The organism is Sphingopyxis microcysteis, from assembly GCF_012274265.1.
In the GTDB taxonomy this organism is placed as follows: domain Bacteria; phylum Pseudomonadota; class Alphaproteobacteria; order Sphingomonadales; family Sphingomonadaceae; genus Sphingopyxis; species Sphingopyxis microcysteis.
In genome coordinates this window covers 494975-517260 of the sequence record NZ_JAANYY010000003.1, presented here as the reverse complement: position 1 = coordinate 517260, position 22286 = coordinate 494975, and the positions used below count along the sequence as shown (strand labels likewise).

General features: G+C 66.3%; 21 protein-coding genes. 13 read left to right on the top strand and 8 right to left on the bottom strand.

Annotated features, from left to right (window positions below; all coding sequences use genetic code 11):
• The first annotated feature begins 79 nt into the window (after positions 1 to 79).
• Positions 80 to 529: a globin gene (locus G9408_RS10260; protein ID WP_168453894.1), complete on the top strand. Its 450-nt coding sequence runs from the start codon at positions 80 to 82 to the stop codon at positions 527 to 529.
• A 141-nt stretch (positions 530 to 670) separates the two neighbouring features.
• Positions 671 to 1957 carry a cytochrome P450 gene (locus tag G9408_RS10255; RefSeq protein ID WP_168453893.1) on the top strand — a complete coding sequence of 429 codons (1287 nt, stop codon included), beginning with the start codon at positions 671 to 673 and terminating at the stop codon, positions 1955 to 1957.
• 141 nt (positions 1958 to 2098) lie between these two features.
• Here G9408_RS10255 and G9408_RS10250 read toward each other — a convergent pair whose 3' ends face one another.
• Positions 2099 to 2509 carry an acyl-CoA thioesterase gene (locus G9408_RS10250; RefSeq protein ID WP_168453892.1) on the bottom strand — a complete coding sequence of 137 codons (411 nt, stop codon included), beginning with the start codon at positions 2507 to 2509 and terminating at the stop codon, positions 2099 to 2101.
• A 45-nt stretch (positions 2510 to 2554) separates the two neighbouring features.
• Entirely contained in the window at positions 2555 to 3025 is a 471-nt protein-coding gene (gene queF / locus G9408_RS10245; RefSeq protein WP_168453891.1) for a preQ(1) synthase, read from the bottom strand.
• 111 nt (positions 3026 to 3136) lie between these two features.
• Between queF and G9408_RS10240 the strand changes: the two genes are divergently transcribed.
• The 4 genes from G9408_RS10240 (at position 3137) to G9408_RS10225 (ending at position 7751) form a co-directional block, all read left to right on the top strand.
• The gene (locus tag G9408_RS10240) at positions 3137 to 4399 is read left to right on the top strand and encodes a hypothetical protein (RefSeq protein WP_168453890.1); all 1263 of its coding nucleotides are present in this window, start codon (positions 3137 to 3139) and stop codon (positions 4397 to 4399) included.
• Between the two features lie 183 nt (positions 4400 to 4582).
• Complete coding sequence (gene sseA, locus G9408_RS10235; protein WP_168453889.1) at positions 4583 to 5425, top strand: 3-mercaptopyruvate sulfurtransferase; 843 nt, start codon at positions 4583 to 4585, stop codon at positions 5423 to 5425.
• 212 nt (positions 5426 to 5637) lie between these two features.
• Entirely contained in the window at positions 5638 to 6831 is a 1194-nt protein-coding gene (gene metC, locus G9408_RS10230; protein WP_168453888.1) for a cystathionine beta-lyase, read from the top strand.
• Positions 6828 to 7751, top strand: coding sequence for a mechanosensitive ion channel family protein (locus G9408_RS10225; RefSeq protein ID WP_168453887.1), 924 nt, complete (start codon positions 6828 to 6830; stop codon positions 7749 to 7751). Before metC ends, G9408_RS10225 begins: the two co-directional genes overlap by 4 nt.
• Before the next feature lie 110 nt (positions 7752 to 7861).
• On the opposite strand, the gene ppa is transcribed toward G9408_RS10225, so the two are convergent.
• A complete protein-coding gene (gene ppa / locus G9408_RS10220; RefSeq protein ID WP_168453886.1) occupies positions 7862 to 8398 on the bottom strand; it encodes an inorganic diphosphatase in 537 nt (178 codons plus the stop codon).
• 203 nt (positions 8399 to 8601) lie between these two features.
• The gene (locus tag G9408_RS10215; RefSeq protein WP_168453885.1) at positions 8602 to 10527 is read right to left on the bottom strand and encodes a M61 family metallopeptidase; all 1926 of its coding nucleotides are present in this window, start codon (positions 10525 to 10527) and stop codon (positions 8602 to 8604) included.
• Positions 10528 to 10748: 221 nt separating this feature from the next.
• Here G9408_RS10215 and hisS point away from each other — a divergent pair, with 221 nt between their 5' ends.
• From hisS to G9408_RS10185, 6 genes are all read left to right on the top strand, one after another.
• Positions 10749 to 12092 (top strand): histidine--tRNA ligase, encoded by a 1344-nt coding sequence (gene hisS, locus G9408_RS10210; RefSeq protein ID WP_235957677.1) that lies wholly within the window; start codon positions 10749 to 10751, stop codon positions 12090 to 12092.
• A gap of 270 nt (positions 12093 to 12362) precedes the next feature.
• A complete protein-coding gene (gene prfA / locus G9408_RS10205; protein WP_168453884.1) occupies positions 12363 to 13430 on the top strand; it encodes a peptide chain release factor 1 in 1068 nt (355 codons plus the stop codon).
• Positions 13423 to 14274: a peptide chain release factor N(5)-glutamine methyltransferase gene (gene prmC, locus G9408_RS10200; protein ID WP_328804438.1), complete on the top strand. Its 852-nt coding sequence runs from the start codon at positions 13423 to 13425 to the stop codon at positions 14272 to 14274. The genes prfA and prmC overlap by 8 nt, the downstream gene beginning before the upstream one ends.
• Before the next feature lie 256 nt (positions 14275 to 14530).
• Positions 14531 to 15436, top strand: a complete 906-nt coding sequence (locus G9408_RS10195) for a DUF4167 domain-containing protein (protein WP_168453883.1) — start codon at positions 14531 to 14533, stop codon at positions 15434 to 15436.
• A 76-nt stretch (positions 15437 to 15512) separates the two neighbouring features.
• Positions 15513 to 16928, top strand: coding sequence for a DUF4139 domain-containing protein (locus tag G9408_RS10190; protein ID WP_168453882.1), 1416 nt, complete (start codon positions 15513 to 15515; stop codon positions 16926 to 16928).
• A 10-nt stretch (positions 16929 to 16938) separates the two neighbouring features.
• Complete coding sequence (locus tag G9408_RS10185; RefSeq protein ID WP_168453881.1) at positions 16939 to 18492, top strand: DUF4139 domain-containing protein; 1554 nt, start codon at positions 16939 to 16941, stop codon at positions 18490 to 18492.
• A 10-nt stretch (positions 18493 to 18502) separates the two neighbouring features.
• Here G9408_RS10185 and G9408_RS10180 read toward each other — a convergent pair whose 3' ends face one another.
• A complete protein-coding gene (locus G9408_RS10180; protein WP_168453880.1) occupies positions 18503 to 18895 on the bottom strand; it encodes an acyl-CoA thioesterase in 393 nt (130 codons plus the stop codon).
• Positions 18892 to 19194 carry a hypothetical protein gene (locus tag G9408_RS10175; RefSeq protein WP_168453879.1) on the bottom strand — a complete coding sequence of 101 codons (303 nt, stop codon included), beginning with the start codon at positions 19192 to 19194 and terminating at the stop codon, positions 18892 to 18894. Before G9408_RS10175 ends, G9408_RS10180 begins: the two co-directional genes overlap by 4 nt.
• Positions 19195 to 19319: 125 nt before the next feature.
• Between G9408_RS10175 and G9408_RS10170 the strand changes: the two genes are divergently transcribed.
• On the top strand, positions 19320 to 19745 hold the full coding sequence (locus G9408_RS10170) for a CBS domain-containing protein (protein WP_120215151.1): 426 nt from the start codon (positions 19320 to 19322) through the stop codon (positions 19743 to 19745).
• Here the strand turns inward: G9408_RS10170 and G9408_RS10165 are convergent.
• The gene (locus G9408_RS10165) at positions 19730 to 21247 is read right to left on the bottom strand and encodes a lipopolysaccharide biosynthesis protein (protein WP_235957674.1); all 1518 of its coding nucleotides are present in this window, start codon (positions 21245 to 21247) and stop codon (positions 19730 to 19732) included. The two genes, G9408_RS10170 and G9408_RS10165, sit on opposite strands and share 16 nt — an antisense overlap.
• Entirely contained in the window at positions 21244 to 22260 is a 1017-nt protein-coding gene (locus G9408_RS16580) for a glycosyltransferase family 2 protein (protein ID WP_235957673.1), read from the bottom strand. Before G9408_RS16580 ends, G9408_RS10165 begins: the two co-directional genes overlap by 4 nt.
• Positions 22261 to 22286: the final 26 nt, after the last annotated feature.

Below are 22286 nucleotides of genomic sequence, written 5' to 3'. Positions count from 1 at the left end.
GGCCAGGGTCTCGCCGTCGCGATTTTACGCACCGGCGAGATCCCGGCCTTCGCCGGGATGACGAAGAGGGGTGTCGGCGGTGGATCGCGATGCCGCGTTGATGGAGGCGAGCCTGATCGCCGTCGCCGACGCGGGCATCGAGATACGCCAACCGCTGTTCGAGCGGTTTTTCGCGGCGTTCCCGGAACGTCGCGCCAGCTTCATTTCGGTCGACGCCGCATCGCGGCGGATGACCGACGAGACGTTGCAGATGATGCTGGGGCTGGCGCAGGGCGAGGGCTGGGTGTGGCCGCTGGTCGCCGAACTGGTGTTCACTCACCGCAGCTATGGCGCGCTGCCGATCGCCGAATATGATGCCTTTATCGATATGACGGTGGCCGAACTGGGCGCCGCAGCCGGCGATGCGTGGAGCGCGCCGACCGCCGCCGCATGGCAGCGCCATGCTGACGCGCTGAAGGCGATGATCCGCAAGGCCCGCGCCGAATGGGCCAGCGCGATGCCCGCGGGCGCGCCAGCGGTTGCGGAATAGCGCCTGACATATCCGCCGTAGCCCTGAGCTTGTCGAAGGGCGCCTCACCGAGAAGCGCCCTTCGACAAGCTCAGGGCTACGGTCGATTTGTCTGCCCTTGCCCCCTCGACAAGCCCCCCGAATCGCGGCAGCATCAGTTTCATGACAAAACCGATATTGCCTGGAGAGGTAGCCGCCGCCGTCGTCGACCCCGTCGCATACGGCCAATGGGACCCGCTGCACGAACAGTTGGCGTGGGCGCGCGCGAACATGCCGCTGGCGGTGGCGGAAAACCACGATCACGACCCCTTCTGGCTCGTCACGCGCCACGCCGACATCATGGCAATCAGCCGTGATCCGCAGCGCTTCGCCAACGGCATCCGCCCGACGGTGCTGACCAACCGCGATGGCGAGGCGCTGGCGCGCGCCGCCACGCCGAACAATGACGGCCACCTGATCCGCTCGCTGGTCCAGATGGATGCGCCCGACCATATGAAATACCGGCTGCTGACGCAGAGCTGGTTCATGCCGAAAAATCTGAAGATCGTCGAAGATCGCATCCGGCAGATCGCCCGCGAAACCGTGGATCAGATGCTGGCAGCGGGCGGGGAATGCGATTTTGCGCGCGACGTCGCGGCGCATTATCCGCTGCGCGTCATCATGGACATTTTGGGGGTGCCGCCCGAAGACGAGCCGCGGATGCTGATGCTGACGCAGCAATTGTTCGGCCCGACCGACCCCGAACTGAACCGCAGCCGCGAGGCGATCACCAGCGCCGAGCAGGCGATCGCGATGCTGAACTATGTCATCGCCGATTTCGAAAATTACTTCGGCGCCCTGACCGCCGAACGCCGCGCCAACCCGCGCGAGGACATCGCAACGGTGATCGCCAATGCGACGATCAACGGCGAGCAGATCCCCGATCGCGAAATGTCGGGCTATTACATGATCGTCGCGACCGCGGGGCACGACACGACCAGCGCGTCGACCGCGGGGGCGATCATGGAGCTGGCGAAGAACCCCGCGCTGTTCGAGCGCTTTCGCGAGGCGGAGGCCGACAAGGCGGGGCTGATCGAGGAGGCGATCCGCTGGACCACCCCGGTCCAGCATTTCATGCGCAGCGCGCGCGAGGATGTCGAGATCGGCGGGCAGACGATCCGCGAAGGCGACTGGCTGATGCTGAATTATGTGTCGGCCAACCGCGACGAGGATGTGTTCGCCGATCCGTTTGCGTTCAATCCCGACCGCGAGAAGAATCCGCAGATCGCTTTTGGGTTCGGCGCGCATGTATGCCTGGGCCAGCATCTGGCGCGGATGGAGATGCGGATATTGATGGAGGAGCTGCTGCCGCGGCTGAAAAGTCTGGAACTGGCGGGCGATCCGGCGCGGGTGGAGTCGGTGTTTGTCGGCGGACTGAAGCGGCTGCCGATCCGGTTTGTGGCGGCTTAGGGGGCGGGCGCTGCCATATCTCAACTCGTCATCCCGGCGGAGGGTGTCGGGAGGCACGTGACTCCCGGCACGATCTCACCGGCGCGTAAATTCGAGAGGGCGAGATCCCGGCCTTCGCCGGGATGACGGGATAGGGGGTATCTAACCCTTCTCGCCCGGGAAAAACCGCGCGATGACGTCGCTGGCGAGGCGCGCCGGGCGCAGCGTCTGGGCGTCGATGCAGCACCAGCTCGATTTGACCTCGGCCAGCACATCTTCGCCGCGCTTGATGATCGTTTCGTAGAAGGCGCGCGCGCCCTGGACCTTTTCGAGGATAACGGTCGCGATGACCTGATCGTCGAGGAAGGCGGGGCGGCGGTACGTGATCTCGTGCTTCAGCGCGACCCACAGATGCTGTGCCACCGCTTCGGGCGGCGCGATGTGGCGCCAGTGCGACAGCACCGCTTCCTGAACCCAGCTGAGATAATGGGCGTTGTTGACGTGGCCCATGAAATCGATCTGGTCGGAACCCACGGCGATGGCGTGGTCGTGCGGGAGCGAGGCGGCGGTCATATCGCTGACACTAATGTCAATATTTTGTGACGGAAAGATGAATCATCACCCCCGCCCGCGATAGGGTGCGACGCCCTGATCGGGCAGCCACAGGCCCGCAGGCGGCGATCCCGACTGCCAGAAGACGTCGATCGGGATCCCGCCGCGCGGGTACCAATAGCCGCCGATGCGCAGCCAGCGCGGCTGCATTTCGTCGAACAGGCGGCGCCCGATGCCCACCGTGCAATCCTCGTGGAACCCGGCATGGTTGCGGAACGAGCCGAGGAACAGCTTCAGGCTTTTCGATTCGACGATCGTTTCGCCGGGGGCATAGTCGATGACGAGATGCGCGAAATCGGGCTGGCCGGTGACCGGGCAGAGCGAGGTGAATTCGGGCGCGGCGAATCGGACCAGATAAAGCTCGCCCGCGCGCGGGTTCGGCACATAGTCGAGAATCGCCGCTTCGGGTGCGGCAGGAAGGTCGCTCGACTGGCCAAGATGTTTCGGCGCGAGCGGCGCAGGGGTAGAATCGGTCATCGAAACCATCTAGGGACGCGCGCGGCCGCTGTCATCCCGTGGATGGCCCGGTTCAGCGCCAATTCAGTGGCGCCGCTAGCATATCAGCAGTTTGGGATCGCGGACATTTCAATGACGGTGCGGAAATTTCGGCAGGGACGGTGGCGGGCGGCTTTGCCGCTGGCGGCTGCGATGATCGCGGTCGGCGCGGCGGCTCCCATCGCCGCGCAGCAGACCGAGTCGCCCGCGCCGACCCCGGCGCCATCGTCGATCTTTCGCCTGCCGCCCGCCAATGACGGCCGGACCCCCGGGGTGCAGGGTCCGTCGGACAACGGCCTGCCGCCGGTTGGCCCCAACGACAATCGCGCCCCCTCGCCAGCCCCGACGCCCGCGCCCGCGCCGACGCAGACCGCGCCCGCGACGCCGCCGCGCGTGACCCCGACCCAACCGACCACGACGACAGGGGCGTCGCCCGCCCCGACCCTGACCCGGCGCGACCCCGCGCCCGCACCCGCACAGACGCCGCAGGCGCCACCCGCGACCGCGGATGCGGTGCCCGATTCGCCGGGGCAGGGCGCCGCCGACCTGCCGCCGCTGCAAACGACGATCCCCGAGGTTGCGGCACCGCCCGTCGCGGCCGCGCCCGAAGCCGGCGACACCGCAGCCGCCGCGGCGCCCGATGAAGGGTCGTCGGGCACGCCGCTGTGGGCCTGGGCGCTCGCGGTGCTCGCCGCGCTGGGCGCCGGTCTTTGGTACTGGCGCCGACGTCCGGCGCTGGCGGGCCGGGTTGACGATGCTGTCGCCGACGCGCCGCGTCCGGCCCCCCCGCGGCCCGCGCCGCGCGCCGCGTCGCCGCTGGTCAATCGCGCCGCGGGCGAACGCCGCGCAGTGGTCGGCATGGCGCTCGATATTCGCGGCATCCGCTTTGCCCCCGATCATGTCGTGGTCGCTTTCTCGCTCCACCTGATCAATCAGGGCATCATGCCCGCGACCGGCCTGATGGTCCGCATCGCGCTCAACCAGGGCTCGGCGATGCCCGAGCCGGTGCTGAGCCGTTTCTTTGACGGGGCGGGGGGCAGCGTGCTGCGCGACGATATGACGCTCGATGCCGGGGCGGGCGAGGAATTGTCGACCGAAGTCATGCTGCCGCGCGCTGCGATCGAACCGCTGATGATCGGCGGCAAACCGATGCTGGTGCCGGTGATCGCGTTCGACGTCACCTATCATTGGGATGGCGAGGGTGAGGCTTTCGGCCAGAATGCCGGGAGTTTTGTGCTGGGCCGCGAACAGGGGACGGGGGCGAGCGACAAGCTGGCGCCGCTGCCGCTCGACCGCCCATCCTATCAGGTCGATGCGCCGGGCGCGCGCGCGACCGCGATCAAGCGCGCCCAATAGAATCGCGCGACGCGGTGGCGAACCGCGAATTATTGTTGCAGCGCAGCATGGGCTGAGGCACAGCGCCACCGTGCTTGAAAAAGAGCACGGCGGGGCATAGGCTTGGCCTCCCCGGAAAGAACGGCGCAGGATGACCGGCGAAGGGACGGGTAAAGTTCCGATCGGTCGTAACAGGAGCATGACATGGACGCCTTGGTCTCAACCGACTGGCTGGAACGCGAACTGGGGGCGTCGGACCTGCGGGTCGTCGACGCGACGAAATTCATGGATGACGCAGGCCGCGACGCGCGCGGCGAATATGAGGCGGGGCATATCCCGGGCGCGGTGTTCATGGACCTGGCCGAGCTGACCGACGTGTCGAACGCCGTCGACAATATGGCGCCGCCCGCCGAAAAATTCGCCAGCCGCATGCAATCGCTCGGTTTGGGCGACGGCAGCCGCATCGTATTGTACGACGACAGCCCGCTGAAAAGCGCGGCGCGGGCGTGGTGGCTGCTGAAGCTGTTCGGCGCGCATGATGTTGCGCTGCTCGACGGCGGGCTGGCAAAGTGGAAGGCCGAGGGCCGCGCGCTCGAAATGGGCAAGCAGACGCTGCGCCATCGTCACTTCACCGTGTGGCGCGACGCGAAAGCGGTGCGGACCAAGGACCAGATGCTGGCGAATGTCGCCAGCGGCGCCGAACAGGTCGTCGATGCGCGCCCCGCGGCGCGCTTCACCGGCGAAGAACGCGACCCGCGTCCGGGCGTGGCGCCGGGGCATATCCCCGGTTCGCGCAGCCTGCCGCACAGCGCGCTGTTCAACGCCGACGGCACGTGGAAGCGTGGCGATGATCTGCAGGCGGCGTTCGACGCCGCGGGAATCGACCTCGACAAGCCGCTCGTTGCGACCTGTGGTAGCGGCATGACCGCAACCGTCGTTGCCTTTGGCGCGCACCTGCTCGGCAAGGACGATGTCGCGGTGTATGACGGCAGCTGGACCGAATGGGGCGCTGACCCGGCGACGCCGAAGGCGACCGGCGCGGCTTGAAGCGGGTATCGTGAGGCGCGGGCGATCAATCGATGCCCGCGCGTAGCGCTATTTTGACTCACACGAAGACACAAAGAGGGCAGTTCATTCGCAAATCGCACGCGAATGAACTGCCCTCTTTGTGTCTTCGTGTGAGATAATGAAAAGCCCGCTGCGCGGGCGGAGCAAAGCCCACCTCTGGATTTTGTTCCGCGTGTCGTTAACAGGGGCGGATGAGCAAAAGTGACGACGAGAGCCTCCGCCCCGCCACCCGGCTGGTGCAGGGCGGGCGGCGGCCCGAGTGGACGGGGGATCCGCGGCTGGGCGGCGGCGTGGTCAATCCGCCGGTGTGGCGCGCCTCGACGATCCTTTACGACAATGTCGCCGATCTCGACGCGCGCGGACATGCGACGCACGACAAGCTTTATTACGGCCGCCGCGGCACGCCGACGGTGTGGGCGCTCGCCGATGCGCTGACCGGGATGGAGCCGGGGGCGGCGGGGACTTTGCTCTATCCCTCGGGCGTTGCGGCCAATTCGGCGGGGCTGCTCGCGCTGCTCGCGCCCGGCGACCATCTGCTGATGGTCGACAGCGCGTACGAGCCGACGCGGGCTTTTTGCGACGGGCTGCTCGCCCGCTACGGCGTGACGACGACCTATTATGATCCGCTGGTTGGCGCGGGCATCGCCGACTTGATCACCCCGCAAACTCGGCTGATCTTTCTCGAATCGCCCGGCAGCCTGACCTTCGAGGTGCAGGACATTCCGGCGATCACCGCGGTAGCGCGCGAGCGCGGCGTGCTGACGATGCTCGACAACACCTGGGCGACGCCCTTGCTGTTTTCGGCGCTCGCGCATGGCGTCGACGTGACAATGATGAGCCTGACCAAATATGTCGGGGGCCATAGCGATGCGATGATGGGGTCGCTGACCGCGACCAAGGCGGTGTGGCCGCGGCTGCGCAGTGCGGCGTATCAGCTGGGGCAGGCGGTCTCGCCCGACGATTGCGCGCTGATGCTGCGCGGGCTGCGCACGCTCGACGTGCGGATGGCGCGGCATGACGAAAACGGGCTGGCGGTCGCGAACTGGCTCGCCGCGCGGCCAGAAGTCGGTCGCGTGCTGCACCCGGCGCTTGCCAGCGATCCGGGTCATGCGATCTGGGCGCGCGACTTTTCGGGAACCAGCGGGCTGTTCGGCTTCACCCTGAAGGATGCCGACACGGCGGCGCGGGCGCGCTTTATCGATGCGCTGGCGCTGTTCGGCATCGGCTTCAGCTGGGGCGGCTATGAAAGCCTGGTCGTGCCGGGCAACCCCGTCCGCACCGCGACCCGGTGGACCGATCCCGACCCGCTGGTGCGCCTATCGATCGGGCTGGAGGATCCGGCCGACCTGATCGCCGATCTGACCCGCGGATTTGCCGCGCTATGAGCGCCGCGGCCAATCTGCGCGAGGGGTTCGACGGGATGGTGATCGCGATGAAGGCGATCGGGCTCGATGTCGGCGCGTACCGCCTGTCGCTCTACAGCCTGTTTTCGACCGTGGTTGTCGCCATCCTGCTGTATCTCGCGGTCAAGATCGTGCTGCGCGCGACGAAATGGCTGCTCCGCCGCAACACCCGCATCGACCAGACGCAGCGGCTTCTTACCGAAAAGCTGATCGCGATCGCGCTGTTCGTGTTTGCGATGCTGTTCGGCATCGACCTGCTCGGCATCGACCTGACCGCGCTGGCGGTGTTTTCGGGCGCCGCGGGCCTCGCGATCGGGTTCGGGTTGCAGAAAACCGTCGGCAACCTGATCGCCGGGATCATCCTGTTGATGGACCGGTCGATCAAGCCCGGTGACGTGCTGGTCGTCGGCGATGGCAGCAGCATGGGCGGATCGACGTTGCCGGGCGGGATGCCCAATGTCGGGCGCGTCGCCAAGATCGGGGTGCGCGCGGTCAATGTCGTGACCCGCGACGGGAAAAAGCACCTGATCCCGAACGAGCTGCTGATGACGCAGGCGGTCGAAAACTGGAGCTATGCGAGCCCCGAGGTGCGGGTGCGGATGCGGATTCCGGTGCCGTATGACGCCGACCTGCGGCTGGCGCAGCGGCTGATCGTCGAGACCGCGAAGGCGAACCCGCGCATCCTGGACGAACCCGAGCCCGCGGTGTGGATCACCGCATTCGGCGAACGCGCGGTCGAGCATGAACTGCGCATCTGGATTTCCGATCCCGAGGCGGGGCTGGGCAATATCCAGGGCGAGGTGTTTCTGGGGATCTGGGACCGGTTCCAGGAAGCGGGGATTCGGATACCCTATCCGCGGACCGATGTGCGGGTGTTGGCGGACGACGAGAGTAAAGACTGATCTTGTTTGGTATTCGTCATCCCGGCGAAGGCCGGGATCTCACCCTATCGTAACCACGCGGCGGCGAGATCCCGGCCTTCGCCGGGATGGCGATTCAATGGGCAATCGACTTAAAACCCGACCTTCTTCGCCCGCTCGACGCAGTCGACGATGATGCGCTTGGCTTCATCGACATCACCCCAGCCGTTGAGCTTGGCCCATTTGCCGGGTTCGAGATCTTTGTAATGGGTGAAGAAATGCTCGATCTGTTGCAGCACAATCGGCGGCATGTCGGTGTAGCTCGCGACATCGGCATAATAGGGGAAGGTCTTGTTGACCGGGACGCACAGCAGCTTTTCGTCGCCGCCGGCGTCGTCTTCCATCAGCAGCACGCCGATCGGGCGGCATTTGACGACCGCACCCGCGACAATCGGCGAGCGCGCGACGACGAGGGCGTCGAGCGGATCGCCATCCTCGCCCAGCGTGTGCGGGACGAAGCCGTAATTGGCGGGATAGCGCATCGGGGTGTGAAGGAAGCGGTCGACAAACAGCGCGCCCGACGCCTTGTCGAACTCGTACTTCACGGGCTCGCCGCCGATCGGCACCTCGATCAGGACGTTGAGGCTATCGGGCGGATTGTCACCGGCGGGGATCAGGTCGATGCGCATGGGAGAGTGGAGTCCTTTTGGTTTTTTGAATCGCGGGCGCCTTTAGCGCCGGGTGGCGGGGAAAGTCGAGGCTTTAAGCCCCTCCCCTTCAGGGGAGGGGTTGGGGTGGGGCCATCGGCCTTGCGCAAGGCCGATGGCCCCACCCGCTGCGACTAAGGCAGCAAGCTGCCAAGTCTCGCTGCCCTCCCCTGAAGGAGAGGGTGTTAGAGAGCCCGCCTCGGCGCCACCAGCCGGTCGAACCAGTCCGGTCCTGTCCCGACCTTTTCCAGATGCGGCCAGCGCAGCCCGCCATGATAGGCAAGGTCGATCTGGCGATAGCGGCCGCCGCGCTCGACGAGCAGCCGCACCGGGGTCTTGCCGTCGGTCGCGGCGCGGATCGCGGCCTCCAGCCGCTCCCGGCTATAGGCCGTGCCGTCGACCGCGACGATTTTGGTGCCATTGACGATGTCGGCCTTGAACGCCGGACCATCCCACAGGATCGCGCCCGCGACCCCGTCCTTGTCGATCGTCATCCCCAGCGAGTGCGTCAGGTCGAGGTTTTTTGCCTGCGCCATGCGGTCGCGGTCGTACACATTCGGGGCATCGCGCCACGCCAGCCGGTATCCGGCGCGCTCGATGCCGCGGACCGGCGCGCCCTGCCCCGGCGTCTGCAACCGTTCGCGCAGGAACCGCGCCCAATCATAAGGGTGCACGGCGTTCAGCGCCGCGACGACATCGTCGAAATCATAGGCGTCCTGCCCCCAATCACCCTCGCGCCCGCCGAAAAAGGCGCGCGCGAAATCGTCGAGGCTTTTGGCGTCGTTGGTGGCCTGGCGGATCAGCAAGTCGGCCTCGAGCCAGGTCAGCGATCCCTCATTGTAATAATCCTCGCCGCGTGCCCAGCTGGCGAAGGGCTTGGGCTTGCGCGCCGCGATGACCGGGTCGAGCGTCGTATCCTCGACCGCGCGCCATTCGCGCCCTGGCTGCGCGCTGTAAAAGCCCGCGTGCGTCGCCCATTCGCCGAGGATCATCTCTTTCGACTGCATCCCCGATCGGCCGGCAAGGACAAGGTCCCAATAGCTCGTCTGCCCTTCATAAACCCACAGCAGATTGCCCTGCATCGGGGTGCGGAAATCGGGCGTCCATAATTTGTCGGGGCGGCGATATTTGCCGTTCCAGCTATGGACGAGCTCGTGTGGGAGCAGGCCGCGGATATGGTCATTCTCGTCCCATTCGGTGAAATAGTCGGGGCTGCGGCTGTTTTCGCTGCTGCGATGATGTTCCAGCCCGATCCCGCCCATCTCGTCGGTCAGCGCGAGGAGGAATTCATAACGGTCGAACGGACGCGACCCGAAAAGCGCGACGGTTTCGGACACCAGCGCCGCGTGGCGCGCGATATGGTCGGGGCGGGCGTCGAGATATTTGGCCTCGTCGGCGACGACGTTGAGCGTGACATTCTGGCCGAGGTTCCATTTGCGGAAATGGCGCCCGGCGAACATCGGGCTGTCGACCAGCACCTCGTAATTTGTCGGGGCGAAGCTGTAGCGGTTGCCCGAAACTTTCAGCCCGTCGAGCGCCGCGGCGCCGGTCCACCCTTCGGGCAAGGTCACTTCCAGCTGCACCGGGATTTGCCGGGTGAAATAGCCGGCGGGGTAGAGGCTGACCTGTTCCCATTGCAGGTTCATCATCGCCGGGGTGACAACGACACGCCCCTCGCTGGTGCGCGTCGGCGACAGGAAGTCGAACGCGACGTCGACGGTCTTGACCCCCGGCGGGACATCGACGTCGAAGGCATAGACATCGGTCGGCTGGCGCGTCCACGTCAGCGGCTTGCCGCCCGCGCTCGGTTTGAACCCCGCCATTTCGGCGATCGCGCCGCGCGGCGCATGCTTGCCGGGCAGCCATTCGGGATAGAGCAGGGTCAGCTTGCCGGGCCTGGCGACCGGGATCGTCTGGCGCACGCGAAAGATCCCGCGCGCGACGTCGGTGGCATCGACGCGAAGCTGCATGGTCCCGGGATAGGGCTTGTCGGCGGGCAACGGGATGACGTGCGGCTGGACCACCGGCTGCGGGCGGCTGTTGCCGGTTTGCGCAAAGGCGGCAGGGATGGCGGCGATCAGGGCGGATGCGACGAGCAGTTGTTTTTTCATGGACGGGTTGTGGCGGGAAATGGGCGTGAGGTCCAGACTTAGCCCCTCCCCTTCAGGGGAGGGGTTGGGGTGGGGGCTGTCGAGGTCGGGCAAGGCCGCTGGCCCCCACCCCGCTCGACTAAGGCCCGGCAAGAGCCGGGCCAAGTCTCGCTGCCCCTCCCCTGAAGGGGAGGGGTTTGTCCCCTTTGCGCCTCCGCGAAAATCGATTAGACGCCGCGCGCATGAGCAAGGATAAATCCGCCAAGATCGCGACCCCGCAGGCCGTGCGCGGCACGCAGGACATGCTGGGTGATTTCGCCGATCGCTTCGCGCATGTGGTCGAGACATTTGAACGCGTACGGCGGCTGTATGGCTACAAGCGGATCGAGGTGCCGGTGATCGAACCGACCGCGGTGTTCGCGCGCTCGCTGGGCGAAACCACCGACGTGGTGTCGAAGGAAATGTATTCGTTCGATGACCGTGGCGGCGAATCGATCACGCTGCGCCCCGAATTTACCGCGGGGATCGCGCGGGCCTATATCACCAACGGCTGGCAGCAATATGCGCCGCTGAAGGTGGCGACGCACGGGCCGCTGTTCCGTTACGAACGCCCGCAGAAGGGCCGTTATCGCCAGTTCCACCAGTTGGATGCCGAAGTCCTCGGCAGCGACAGCCCGCTCGCCGACGCCGAACTGCTGGTGTTCGCCGATCAACTGCTGAAGGAATTGGGGATCGCCGAGGGCGTGACGCTGACGCTCAACACGCTGGGCGATGCGGCGAGCCGCGACGCTTGGCGCGCGGCACTGGTCGAGCATTTCATGGGCCATCGGGCGGATTTGTCGGAGGACAGCCTTGCGCGGCTCGACAAGAACCCGCTGCGCATCCTCGATAGCAAGGACCCCAAGGACCGCCGGATTGCCGACAGCGCGCCAGACATCGATGCGTTCCTCACCGGCGAGGCGCAGGACTTCTTCGGGGCGGTGACCGCGGGGCTCGACGCCGCGGGCGTAGCGTGGGAGCGCAATGCGCGGCTGGTGCGCGGGCTCGATTATTATCGGCATACGGCGTTTGAATTCGTCACCGACCGGCTGGGCGCGCAGGGCACCGTGCTCGGCGGCGGGCGTTATGACGGACTGATCGAGGCGCTTGGCGGCCCGCCGACCGCGGCGGTCGGCTGGGCGGCGGGGATCGAGCGGTTGGCGATGTTGGTGGAGGAGCCGGTTGAATATCGTCCCGCTTTGGTCGTGGTCGCCGATGATCTAAGTTCCGAAAATTTTGCCGTTCAGATCAGTTCACTTTTTCGGCGCAGCGGTATCGCCGTTGAGCAAATCGTCGCGGGCTCGGTCAAGAAGCGTTACCAGCGGGCACGGGGATTTAGGGCTGACTGGATTATCAAGACGGACATGCCACCTTCCGCTCCGCCGGGGGTGGTGTGCGCTCGACTTGCATTTGGGCGAGATGATCAGGACACGACCTTAACGGCAGAAGCATTGGACGCGATCATCCGCCAGAACTTTGAAGTAGATTTGTCCGATGGTCTGGTGCCTCACGCCACCGTTCTATTGACTAGAAAAATAGGCAATTAGGACCATCGTCACCCCGGACTTGATCCGGGGTCCATGCGGCACCGGCGGTCATGGATCCCGGATCAAGTCCGGGATGACGAAGAATTGAAATGATAGCGAATAGATGACGAGCGTTTCGACCAAGCACATACCAATCCTCCCCGCTTGCGGGGAGGTGGCAGCGCGTAGCGCTGACGGAGGGGGTTCCCGGTCTTCGACGTCGCGTGAGGCCGCGCGCCCCCTCCACCACCGCTTCGCGGCGGTCCCCCTCCCCGTTCCGGGGAGGATTAGATGACCTCCGTTTCCGAAAAGCAGATCGACGCCATCATCGAACGCCACGCCGCCTTGCAGGCGCGCATGGCGACGGGCGACATGGCGCCTGCAGATTTTGTTGCGGCGTCGAAGGAGTTTGCCGAGCTGGAGCCCGTCGCCACGGCGGCGCGCGAGGTTGTGCGGTTGCGCGGCGAACTGGTTTCGCTCACCGAAATGCTGACCGATCCCGAGATGAAGGCGATGGCGGCCGAGGAAATTGCGGCGGTCGAGGCGGCGCTGCCTGCGGCCGAGCATGACCTTGCGATCAAGCTGCTGCCCAAGGACGTCGCCGACGCGCGCGCCGCGATGCTCGAAATTCGCGCCGGGACCGGCGGTGACGAGGCAGCGCTGTTCGCGGGCGACCTGCTGCGCATGTACAGCCGCTATGCCGACGGACAGGGGTGGAAGGTCGAAATCATCTCGGCGAACGAGGCCGAAATGGGCGGTTACAAGGAAGTTGTCGCGTCGGTGAGCGGGCAGGGGGTGTTCGCGAAGCTGAAGTTCGAAAGCGGCGTCCACCGCGTCCAGCGCGTCCCCGCGACCGAAAGCCAGGGGCGCATTCACACGAGCGCTGCGACCGTCGCGGTGCTGCCCGAGGCCGAGGAGATCGACGTCGCGATCAACGACAATGATCTCAAGATCGACATCTATCGCGCGTCGGGCGCGGGCGGCCAGCACGTCAACACGACCGATTCGGCGATCCGCATCACGCATATTCCGTCGGGGCTGGTCGTCATCCAGCAGGACCAGCGCAGCCAGCACAAGAATCGCGCCAAGGCGATGCAGGTGCTGCGCGCGCGGCTCTATGACCTTGAGCGCGAGAAGATCCACAGCGCCGAGGCGTCGGCGCGCAAGTCGATGGTCGGATCGGGCGACCGTTCCGAACGCATCCGCACCTATAATTTCCCGCAAGGGCGGGTGACCGACCACCGGATCAACCTGACCCTCCACCGCTTGCCCGAAATCATCGAGGGGGCGATGGACGAACTGATCGACGCGCTGATCGCCGAGGACCAGGCGCAGCGGCTGGCGGGGCTGGGTGACTGACCGCCCGACTTATGCGGGGGTGGCCGAGTCGCTCCGCACTGCGACTAACCTGCTGACCGGGATCAGCGACACGCCGCGGCTCGATGCCGAGCTGCTGATGGCGCATGCGTTGGGGGTCGAGCGGCAGGATGTGCTGCTCGATCCGGCGCGGTACGACGTGCCCGAGCTTTACGCGCATCTGGTCGCGCGGCGCATGGCGCACGAGCCGGTCGCCTATATCGTGGGTTACCGCGATTTCTGGACGCTGCGGATCGAAGTGGGGCCGGGGGTTCTGGTCCCGCGCCCCGACAGCGAGACCTTGGTCGAGGCGTGTCTCGATCTCGCGCGCGAACGCGGGGCGGGATGGCCGTCGCGGGTGCTCGATCTCGGCACCGGGCCGGGGACCTTGCTGTTGGCCGCCCTGAGCGAATTTCCCGAAGCAACCGGGGTCGGGGTCGATGCGTCCGAACAGGCGCTGGCCTATGCGCGCGACAATGCCGGGGAGTTGGGGATGGCGGACCGTGCTTCCTTTCGCGCGGGCGACTGGGGCGCGGGTATCGACGGGCCGTTCGACCTGATCCTTTGCAACCCGCCCTATATCGGCGCCGATGAGCCGCTGATGCCCGATGTCGCCGATCATGAGCCGGCGGGGGCGCTGTTTGCCTGTGCCGACGGGCTCGCCGATTACCGCCGGATCATCCCTGATCTGCCGCGACTGCTCGCCCCCGGCGGCGCGGCGGTGCTTGAAATCGGGCATCGGCAACGTGCGTCGGTGTCGGAGCTTGCCGAAGCCGCAGGGTTTGCCGCCGCGTGCCGCCAGGATCTGGGTGGCCGCGACCGCGCGCTTTTGCTGACCCGCAGCTGAGACACACAAGCAAATATTGCTTGGTTTTCGCCGCAAAGCGGGGTAGGGGCCAGTCACAGACCCGGCTGGGACACCTTTGGCGATGCCAAGCATCGATACTGGTCCGGCGGATCTGCTTCCCACTTACGATGTTCGTACCGGGCCCGGGTCCAGACGAGCGGTAAAGGGCAAGAACCGCGCAAGGCGCGCGGGCACGACGCGCAAGATGCGCGGTCGGCCAAAAGGGGTTGGCATAGCTTATTAGCTTTTCGACAGGATGTCTCAGTTGAACATGAACAACCGGCAAAGCGGTCGCCGTCGCGGCCGCAACAACAACAGCAACAACAATAACAACCGGTCGCAATCGGGCGGCCGCGGTGGGGTCGATCAGGCGAACCGTATCGACAGCCGCGCTCGCGGCAACGGCGCCCAGATGATCGAGAAATACCGCAACCTGGCGCGCGACGCGCAGCTGGCCGGGGACCGCGTGCAGACCGAATATTATCTTCAGTTCGCCGACCATTATTTCCGCGTTGTGAGCGATTTTCGCGCGCGTCAGGAAGAAAAGGCGGCGGCGAACGGCCAGGAACGCGGGCAGGACCGCCAGCGCGAGATTCGCGGCGTCGAAGATTTCGACGGCCATGACGACAGCGATCTGGATATGGACGCCGACCGCGACGACAATGGCGACGACAATCGCGGCGAGCGGAATGACCGCAATGACCGCGGGGACCGCAACGATCGCGGGGACCGCCCCGAACGCAGCCAGCGCGAAGCGCGCGGCAATCGCGACACGCGCGGCGACCGCGACGATGATCATCGCGGCAACCGCCAGTCGCAGGACCGCCCGCGCCGCGATCGCGACGAAGGGCGCAGCGATGCGCGGAACAGCGATGGCGATGACGCGAGCGGTTACGACGGCGAAACCGTCGCCGAGGAAGCCCCGGCGCCGCGCGCCAGTCGCCGCAGCCCGCGCCGTCCGCGCGCGGTCGAGGCGGGCGGCAATGACGATAGCGGCAGTGCCGGTATCGACACGGCAGTGCTCCCCCCCGCCATCGGCCGCCCCGAACGCGGCGCCGAAGTCGACGCCGCGACCGGCGACGAGGAAGCGCCCACCGCCAAGCCGCGCCGCACCCGCCGCACGCTGGCGGCGCGCAACCCCGGCGTCGAAGCGGCCGAATAGAAGTACATCTTCGCGCTGGTCATCGACCACGACATGCCATAGCCTCCCCGCCGAACCATCTGCGGGGAGGCTTTTTATGCGCGCTTTGGCAAGGACTTGCGGGGCGATCGTCGTTGCCTTGGCGTGGGCAGGCCAACCGGCGACGGCGCAGGATCCCACGGCGGGCAATGCGCAGGGCCAGCTGTCGGTCACCATCTATAATGGCGGGCAGGCGCTGGTGCAGGACATCCGTCAGATCGCCTTCCGGACCGGGCGCTCGCGCCAGGAATTTCCCGACGTCTCGGCGCAGATCCGGCCGCAGACGGTGTCCTTTGCCGCCGACGGCACCGCGATCGTCGAGCAGAATTTCGACTATGACCTGCTGTCGCCCAACGCGTTGATGCAAAAGGCGGTCGGCGAGACGGTGACGCTGCTGCGCACCAACGTCGCGACCGGCGCCGAAACGCGCGAGCGCGCCAAGGTGCTGGCGGTCAATGGCGGGGTGGTGTTGCAGATCGGGCCGCGGATCGAGGTGCTGCGCGACGATGGCATGCCGGTGCGCGTCATCTTCGACAAGATTCCGACGAACCTGCGCGCCAAGCCGACGCTGTCGATCACGGTCGACAGCCAGCGCGCCGGTACGCGTCCCGCCACGCTGTCATACCTGACCGGCGGGCTCGGCTGGTCGGCCGACTATGTCTCGCTCTATGACGAAAAGACGGGGACGGTCGATGTCCAGGGGTGGGTGACGCTGAATAACAGCACCGGCACCACCTTTGACGAGGCGCGCACGCTGCTGGTGGCGGGAACGCCGTCGGGGCAGGCGGCCAACAGCCGCTATCGCCCGACGCCGCCGGGCAATATCCGCCGCGCCGGGACCGAAACCGCGCCGCGCGAACAGCTTGGCGACTATTATCTCTATCCGCTCGCCGAACGAACGACGATCGCCAACGCCCAGACCAAACAGGTCAGCTTCCTCGACGTCAGCGGGGTGCCCGCGCAGAAAATCTATGAATATAGCGTCGCGGGCTTTGACACGATGACCGAGCCGCGCAGCGCGGCGAGCGTCATCAAGTTCAACACCAGTGCGAAGGGCGGCGGGCTGGGCGATGCGCTCCCGGCCGGGACGGTGCGATTCTATCAGCGCGATCTGCGCGGCGATCCGCAGTTCATTGGCGAGAACAGCATCGGCCACACCCCGATGGGCAGCGAGCTGGGGCTGGCGACCGGCGAGGCCTTCGATGTGAAGGTGCAGTCGACGGTGGTGAAACGCGAGCGGATGTCGCCGCGCATTTGGCGCACCTCGATGTCCTATCTGCTCACCAACGCGCGCGCGCAGCCGGTGACGATCGACCTCGTCCAGCGCGGGCTCGACTGGTATTGGGACGACACGCGCATCATCACCGAAAGCCAGAAAAGCGAGCGGCTCGACAGCGACGGGACGAAATGGCGGGTCGCGATGCCCGCCAACGGTGAGGTGACGATCACCGCGACCTTCGAAACGCGTTACTGACAGCCGAGCGATGCGCCGCTGGCTGCTCTTGCTGCTGATGCTCGCCGCGTCGCCCGCCGCGGCGCAGTCGGTGGTGACCTCGGTCGCGCCCGATGCGGTCGCGGTCAGCGTCTTTCGCGATCCCGGGCGCAGCGAAGGCGGCGAAATCGAGCCGGGCTGGCTGAACGGCTTTGCGCTGATCTCTGAAACGCGGACGATTGATTTGCCCGCGGGCGAATCGGTGGTGCGTTTCGAGGGCGTTGCCGAAGGCATGATCGCGGTCTCGGCGATCGTCACCGGCCTGCCCGGCGGCGTGGTGCAGAAGAATCGCGACGCCGCGCTGCTTTCGCCCGCCAGCCTGCTCGACGGGTCGCTCGGCAATCGCGTCCATATCCGCCGCACCGATCGGGCCACCGGGCGGGTCAGCGAGGAGGAAGCGATCATCCGGTCGGGACCGCAAGGCGCGGTGGTGCTGCAAACGGCGGCGGGGTTCGAATCGCTGCGCTGCACCGGGCTGCCCGAATCGATCGTCTATGCCGGGGTACCGGCGGGGCTGACCGCCAAGCCGACGCTGTCGGTCACGACGCGCAGTCCGGTGGCGCAGCGGGCGGCGGTGACGCTGACCTACCTCGCGACGGGGTTCGATTGGGCGAGCAACTATGTCGCGCGGGTTGCGGCGGATGGCCGGACGCTCGACCTGTTCGCGTGGCTCACCGTTGCCAACAGCAATGCCGAAAGCTTTGCCGACGCCCGGCTGGCGGCGATCGCCGGGACGTTGAACAAGGTTTCCGATTTCAAGGCGCTGGCCGATGTGCCGCAGTCGCCGCCGCTGCGGCTCAGCTGTTTTCCGCTCGGGACCGGCCGTTATGGCACGCCGCCGCCGCCCCCCGCGCCGCCGCCAATGATGATGTCTGTTGATGAAGCATCGGATATCGTCGTGACCGGATCGCGCGTCGCCCGCTACGAGTTTATGTCAGCGCCCATTGCGGTGATGGCCAGTCAGGAAGATCTGGGCGATCTGAAACTGTACCGGGTTCCGATTCCCGTCACGGTCGCGGCCAACGGGCAGAAACAGGTCGCGCTGCTGGTCAAGGATCGCGTGCCGTTCAAGACCATCTATCGCCTGCGCAGTTCTCCGGACGACCGGTTCGAGTCGATGGAGACCGAGCGCGTCTTGCGCATGGAGAATAAGGAAGCGGCGCGACTGGGCGTTCCGCTGCCCAGCGGCCAGCTTGCGGTATTCGCGCCGCGCGGCGACGAATCGCTGCTCGTCGGCGAAGGGTCGGTGCGCGATCATGCAGTCGGCGAGAAGGTCGACCTGGTCATCGGCGAAAGCAGCCAGGTGCGCGTCGATATCGTCAAGGGCGGCGCGCCGAAGATGGCCGACGACGACTACCGCGTCACCGTGACCAACGCCAATCCGTTCGCGGTCGATTTTGAGCTGGGCTTTTACGTCGATCCCGATCCGAAGCTCGACAAGCGACTGCGCAAGCTCCCGCGCCGCGATGGCCTGCTGACCTGGGCGATCCGGGTTCCGGCCAACGACAGCCGCAGTTTCGACTATCGGTTTGTCGAGCCCGAATAGGGCTTTGACCTTAGACCGGCGGCAAGGCGCGCGGTCGGTGATTCTCGTCGAGCGCGACGAAGGTGAACAGCCCGCCGGTGACCTTGACCTCTTCCTGGCCGCGCCCGCGCGTCGCGATGACTTCGATGCGGATTCCCATCGACGTGCGCCCGCGCCGTTCGAGATGGGCATAGACCGAAATGATGTCGCGCAAGAGGATCGGCGCGATGAATTCCATCGCCTCGATCGCCACCGTTGCGGTCGGGCCTTGGGCGATCCGCGCGGCGACGATGCCGCCTGCGATGTCCATCTGGCTCAAAACCCAGCCGCCAAAGATGTGGCCATTGCTGTTGATGTCGGCGGGAGCCGGGACCACGCGCAGGATCGGGTCGCGCGCGGCGTTGGAGGCGCTGTTTTCGGTCATGGCTTCAAATCCGGATCATTTTCGAACGGATCTTCGATCGCCTCGTCATGCCCGCTGCCGCTCGACAGAAAGACCAGCCCCATCAGCGCGGCGCCGAGCATGACCGACAGGCCGACACCGGCCGCGGTCGCGATGATCATGTGGATGCTCAGCGCCTCGCCCATGCTGAAGCGCAGCCAAGCCAGCGCACCGACCACGGCGAGCAGCGACACCATCACCATGCCGCGCATCAGGCGGCGATAGCGCGCCCAGGCGGTTTTCGCGGTGGCGTCCTTGTCGAGCGGGGAGGGTTTGACCATCGCGCCTCCATGAACCAAGCCGGGGCCAAGGCCAAGCGCGAATGGAATGCGACCAGATGTTTCGGCTTTGCCGCGAATCATGATAGACTTTGTCCCTACAGAATCGACATGGGGAGCGGCATGGCATGACGATCGGAGCGATTCTCCGCGGGCGTACGGGCCCGGTAATCGCGGCGCGCAAGGAAGATACGGTCCGCGCCGTCCTCGATCTGCTCGCCCAGCATCGCATCGGCGCGGTGCCGGTAATGGAAGGCGAGGCGATCGTCGGCATTTTTTCCGAACGCGATCTGGTTCGGCTGATGTCTTCCTATGGCCCCGAGGCGCTGGATCGCCAGCTCGACGATGTGATGACGAAATCGCCCGTGACCTGCGAACCGTCGACCGCGGTGATGGGCGCGCTATCGCAGATGACGCAGCGGCGTATCCGCCATTTGCCGGTGGTCGAAGGCGGGAAACTCGTCGGCTTTGTTTCGATCGGCGATCTGGTCAAATATCGCATCGACCGCATCGAAGCCGAAGCGGCGGCGATGCGCGACTATATCGCTTCCTGAGTCGCGGCCTCCGCGGCGGGCGGTTGGCGGCGCACGACCAGCCGCACCACTTCGGCAATCGCGTCGCGTTCGAGCAGCCACAGCAGACCGGCATAGAGCGCGACGCCCAGGGCGACGAGCGCCACCAGCCGTAGCGGCGCGGCAATCCCGAACGGCGCCATCAGCTGCGCCGCCAGCCCGACGCCGACCGCCATCGCCAGCGCCGGGGTCAATCCCGGCAACATCGCGCGGCCGACCTCCCACACCGACACCCCGATCAGCGGCGCCGTGCGGTACGCCGTGATGAGCAACAGCAGCGGCGCGGCGACCAGCCACGCCCACGCCATGCCGATCAGGCCCCATTGTGCGCCGATCAGAAAGGCGGTCGGAAACAGGATGGCGCCGCTCAGCGCATTGAACATCGCCAGCGACGGCTTGCCGAGCGCGTTGGCGAGCGGCGCGAACAATATCTGCACCGTCATCAGCATCAGAGCCGGCGCGATAATCTGGACATAGGGGACCATCCCCAGCCATTTCGTGCCGAACACCGTTTCGACCATCGGCGCCGCGGTGACCGCGAGGCCGCAATAGAAAGGCGCGGCGACGAGCGTCAGCAGGCGCACGGTTTTCAGGAAGCTCCACCGCACCGCATCGCCGTCGTGCTTGATCCGCGCATAGGCGGGAAAGGCGACCTCGTTCAGCGGCGGCACAAATTTGGCCATGAAGATCTGCGCGAGGAACAGCGCCTCGGCATAGAGGCCCAGCGCGTGCGGATCGAAGCGACTGCCCGCGATCAGGATGTCGGACTGGCTTTGCACCAGCCAGAACAGCTGGCTGAAAAGGATCGCCGAGCCAAAGCCGATGATCTGGCCGCAGCCCTTGAAGTTGAAGCTCGGCCAGACGAGCAGCCGCGCGACGATGGTCAGCCCGATCGCGCGCGTCCAGAACAGGGCGATCGGGGCATAGACGAGCGTCCACACGCCATAGCCCGCGAGCGCGCAGGCGAGCGCGGTGCTGGCGCCCGCCAGCGCCGCGACCAGATTGACCAGCGCCTGCCGCCGAAAATCCAGCGCGCGGCTCATGATCACTTCGGGCAGTGCGATAAAGGGGGTGGCGAGAAAGATCAGCGCCTGGACGCGCAGCAGGTCAGCGACGATCGGCTGGCCATAATAGGCCGCGGCCACCGGGGCGCCGAAATATTGGATCGCCGCGAGCATCCCGTTGAGCAGCAGCAGCAGCCCGAAGGCCTGTCGCAGCCGGAATGGATCGACCGAATCGGACTGAACCAGGGCGCTCGCGAATCCCCAGCCGTTCAGGAAGGCGAGGAAGGCGAGCACGACCTGCGTCATCGCGAACAGCCCATAGTCGGCCGGGTCGAGCAGGCGAATCACCAGCAGCGTCGACGACCAGGTGATGATCTGCGCCAATATCTGGCTGCCCGACCGCCAGATGACGGCCGAGCGGACGCGATCGCCGAATTTCGCCGTATCGACCTTGCCATCCTGACCGTTGAAATCGCTCAAACGCGCTGCACCTGTCCCTGCGCCGTGCCGCGCACCGGGCGGCGGCGGCTTGACCCCTGATGTCGCCGCTGGCGCCAGGCCAGCATCGGCGGCGCGAGCCACGGAAAGACATTCCATAGTGCGAAGGCGAAGGACCACAATGGGTTGTTCAGATATTGGCGCCCGGCGCGCAATCGCGCGAGCCCGGGCCGGACGTCGCCGGCAATGACCGCTGCCAGCGCTTCCTCTACCTCCAGCCGGTCGAGGTCGGCGGCGCGCACGGCGGCGGCGACCGTGGCTTCATGGCTCCCCGGCATGGCGGCGATGACCTTGTCATAGACCCGGACGTTGCCGCGGATGTTCCGCAGCAGGCTGACCGACGCCGATCGCGGACGGACCCGATAGTCGGCGAGCGCCGAATCGACATAACGGACATGGCCGCCGTCCATCAGCAGCCGCACCCACAGGTCAAAATCCTCCGAATTTGTCATCAAGGTGTCGAAGCCGCCGACCCGGTCAAAGGCGGCGCGCCGGAATGTCGCGCCGATATAGATCATGAAGCGCCGGTCCAGCACATCGGCCAGGCTGGCCGTCGCGCCGCGATTCTGGTCGTCGCCGATCACCAGTTCCTCCTTTGCCACCGCGCCGAACACGCGCGCGTTGCACGCGGCAATGACCGCGAGGGAATCATCGTTCATCGCCGCGACCATGGACCCCAGATACGATGGTCGGAACAGATCATCGCCATCGAGCAGCGCGATCAGCGGCGCGCGGCTGGCAGCGATCGCGCGATTGCGGGCGGCCGACACGCCGTGATTCGCGGTCGCGAGGAAATGGATCCGCGGATCGGAGAGATAGGGTCGCACCGCGCCGGCGACGTCATCGGGCGCGCCGTCGTCGATAACGATCGCTTCCCAGTCGGCGAAATCCTGTGCGATCAGCGAATCCAGCGCGGCGCCCAGCCACCGGGCCACGCCATAGGCCGGGACGATCACGGAAATCTGGGGGGCAGGCTGGTCGCTTGGGCTTTTCATCACGCCGTTCCTAACAGGCATCCGCT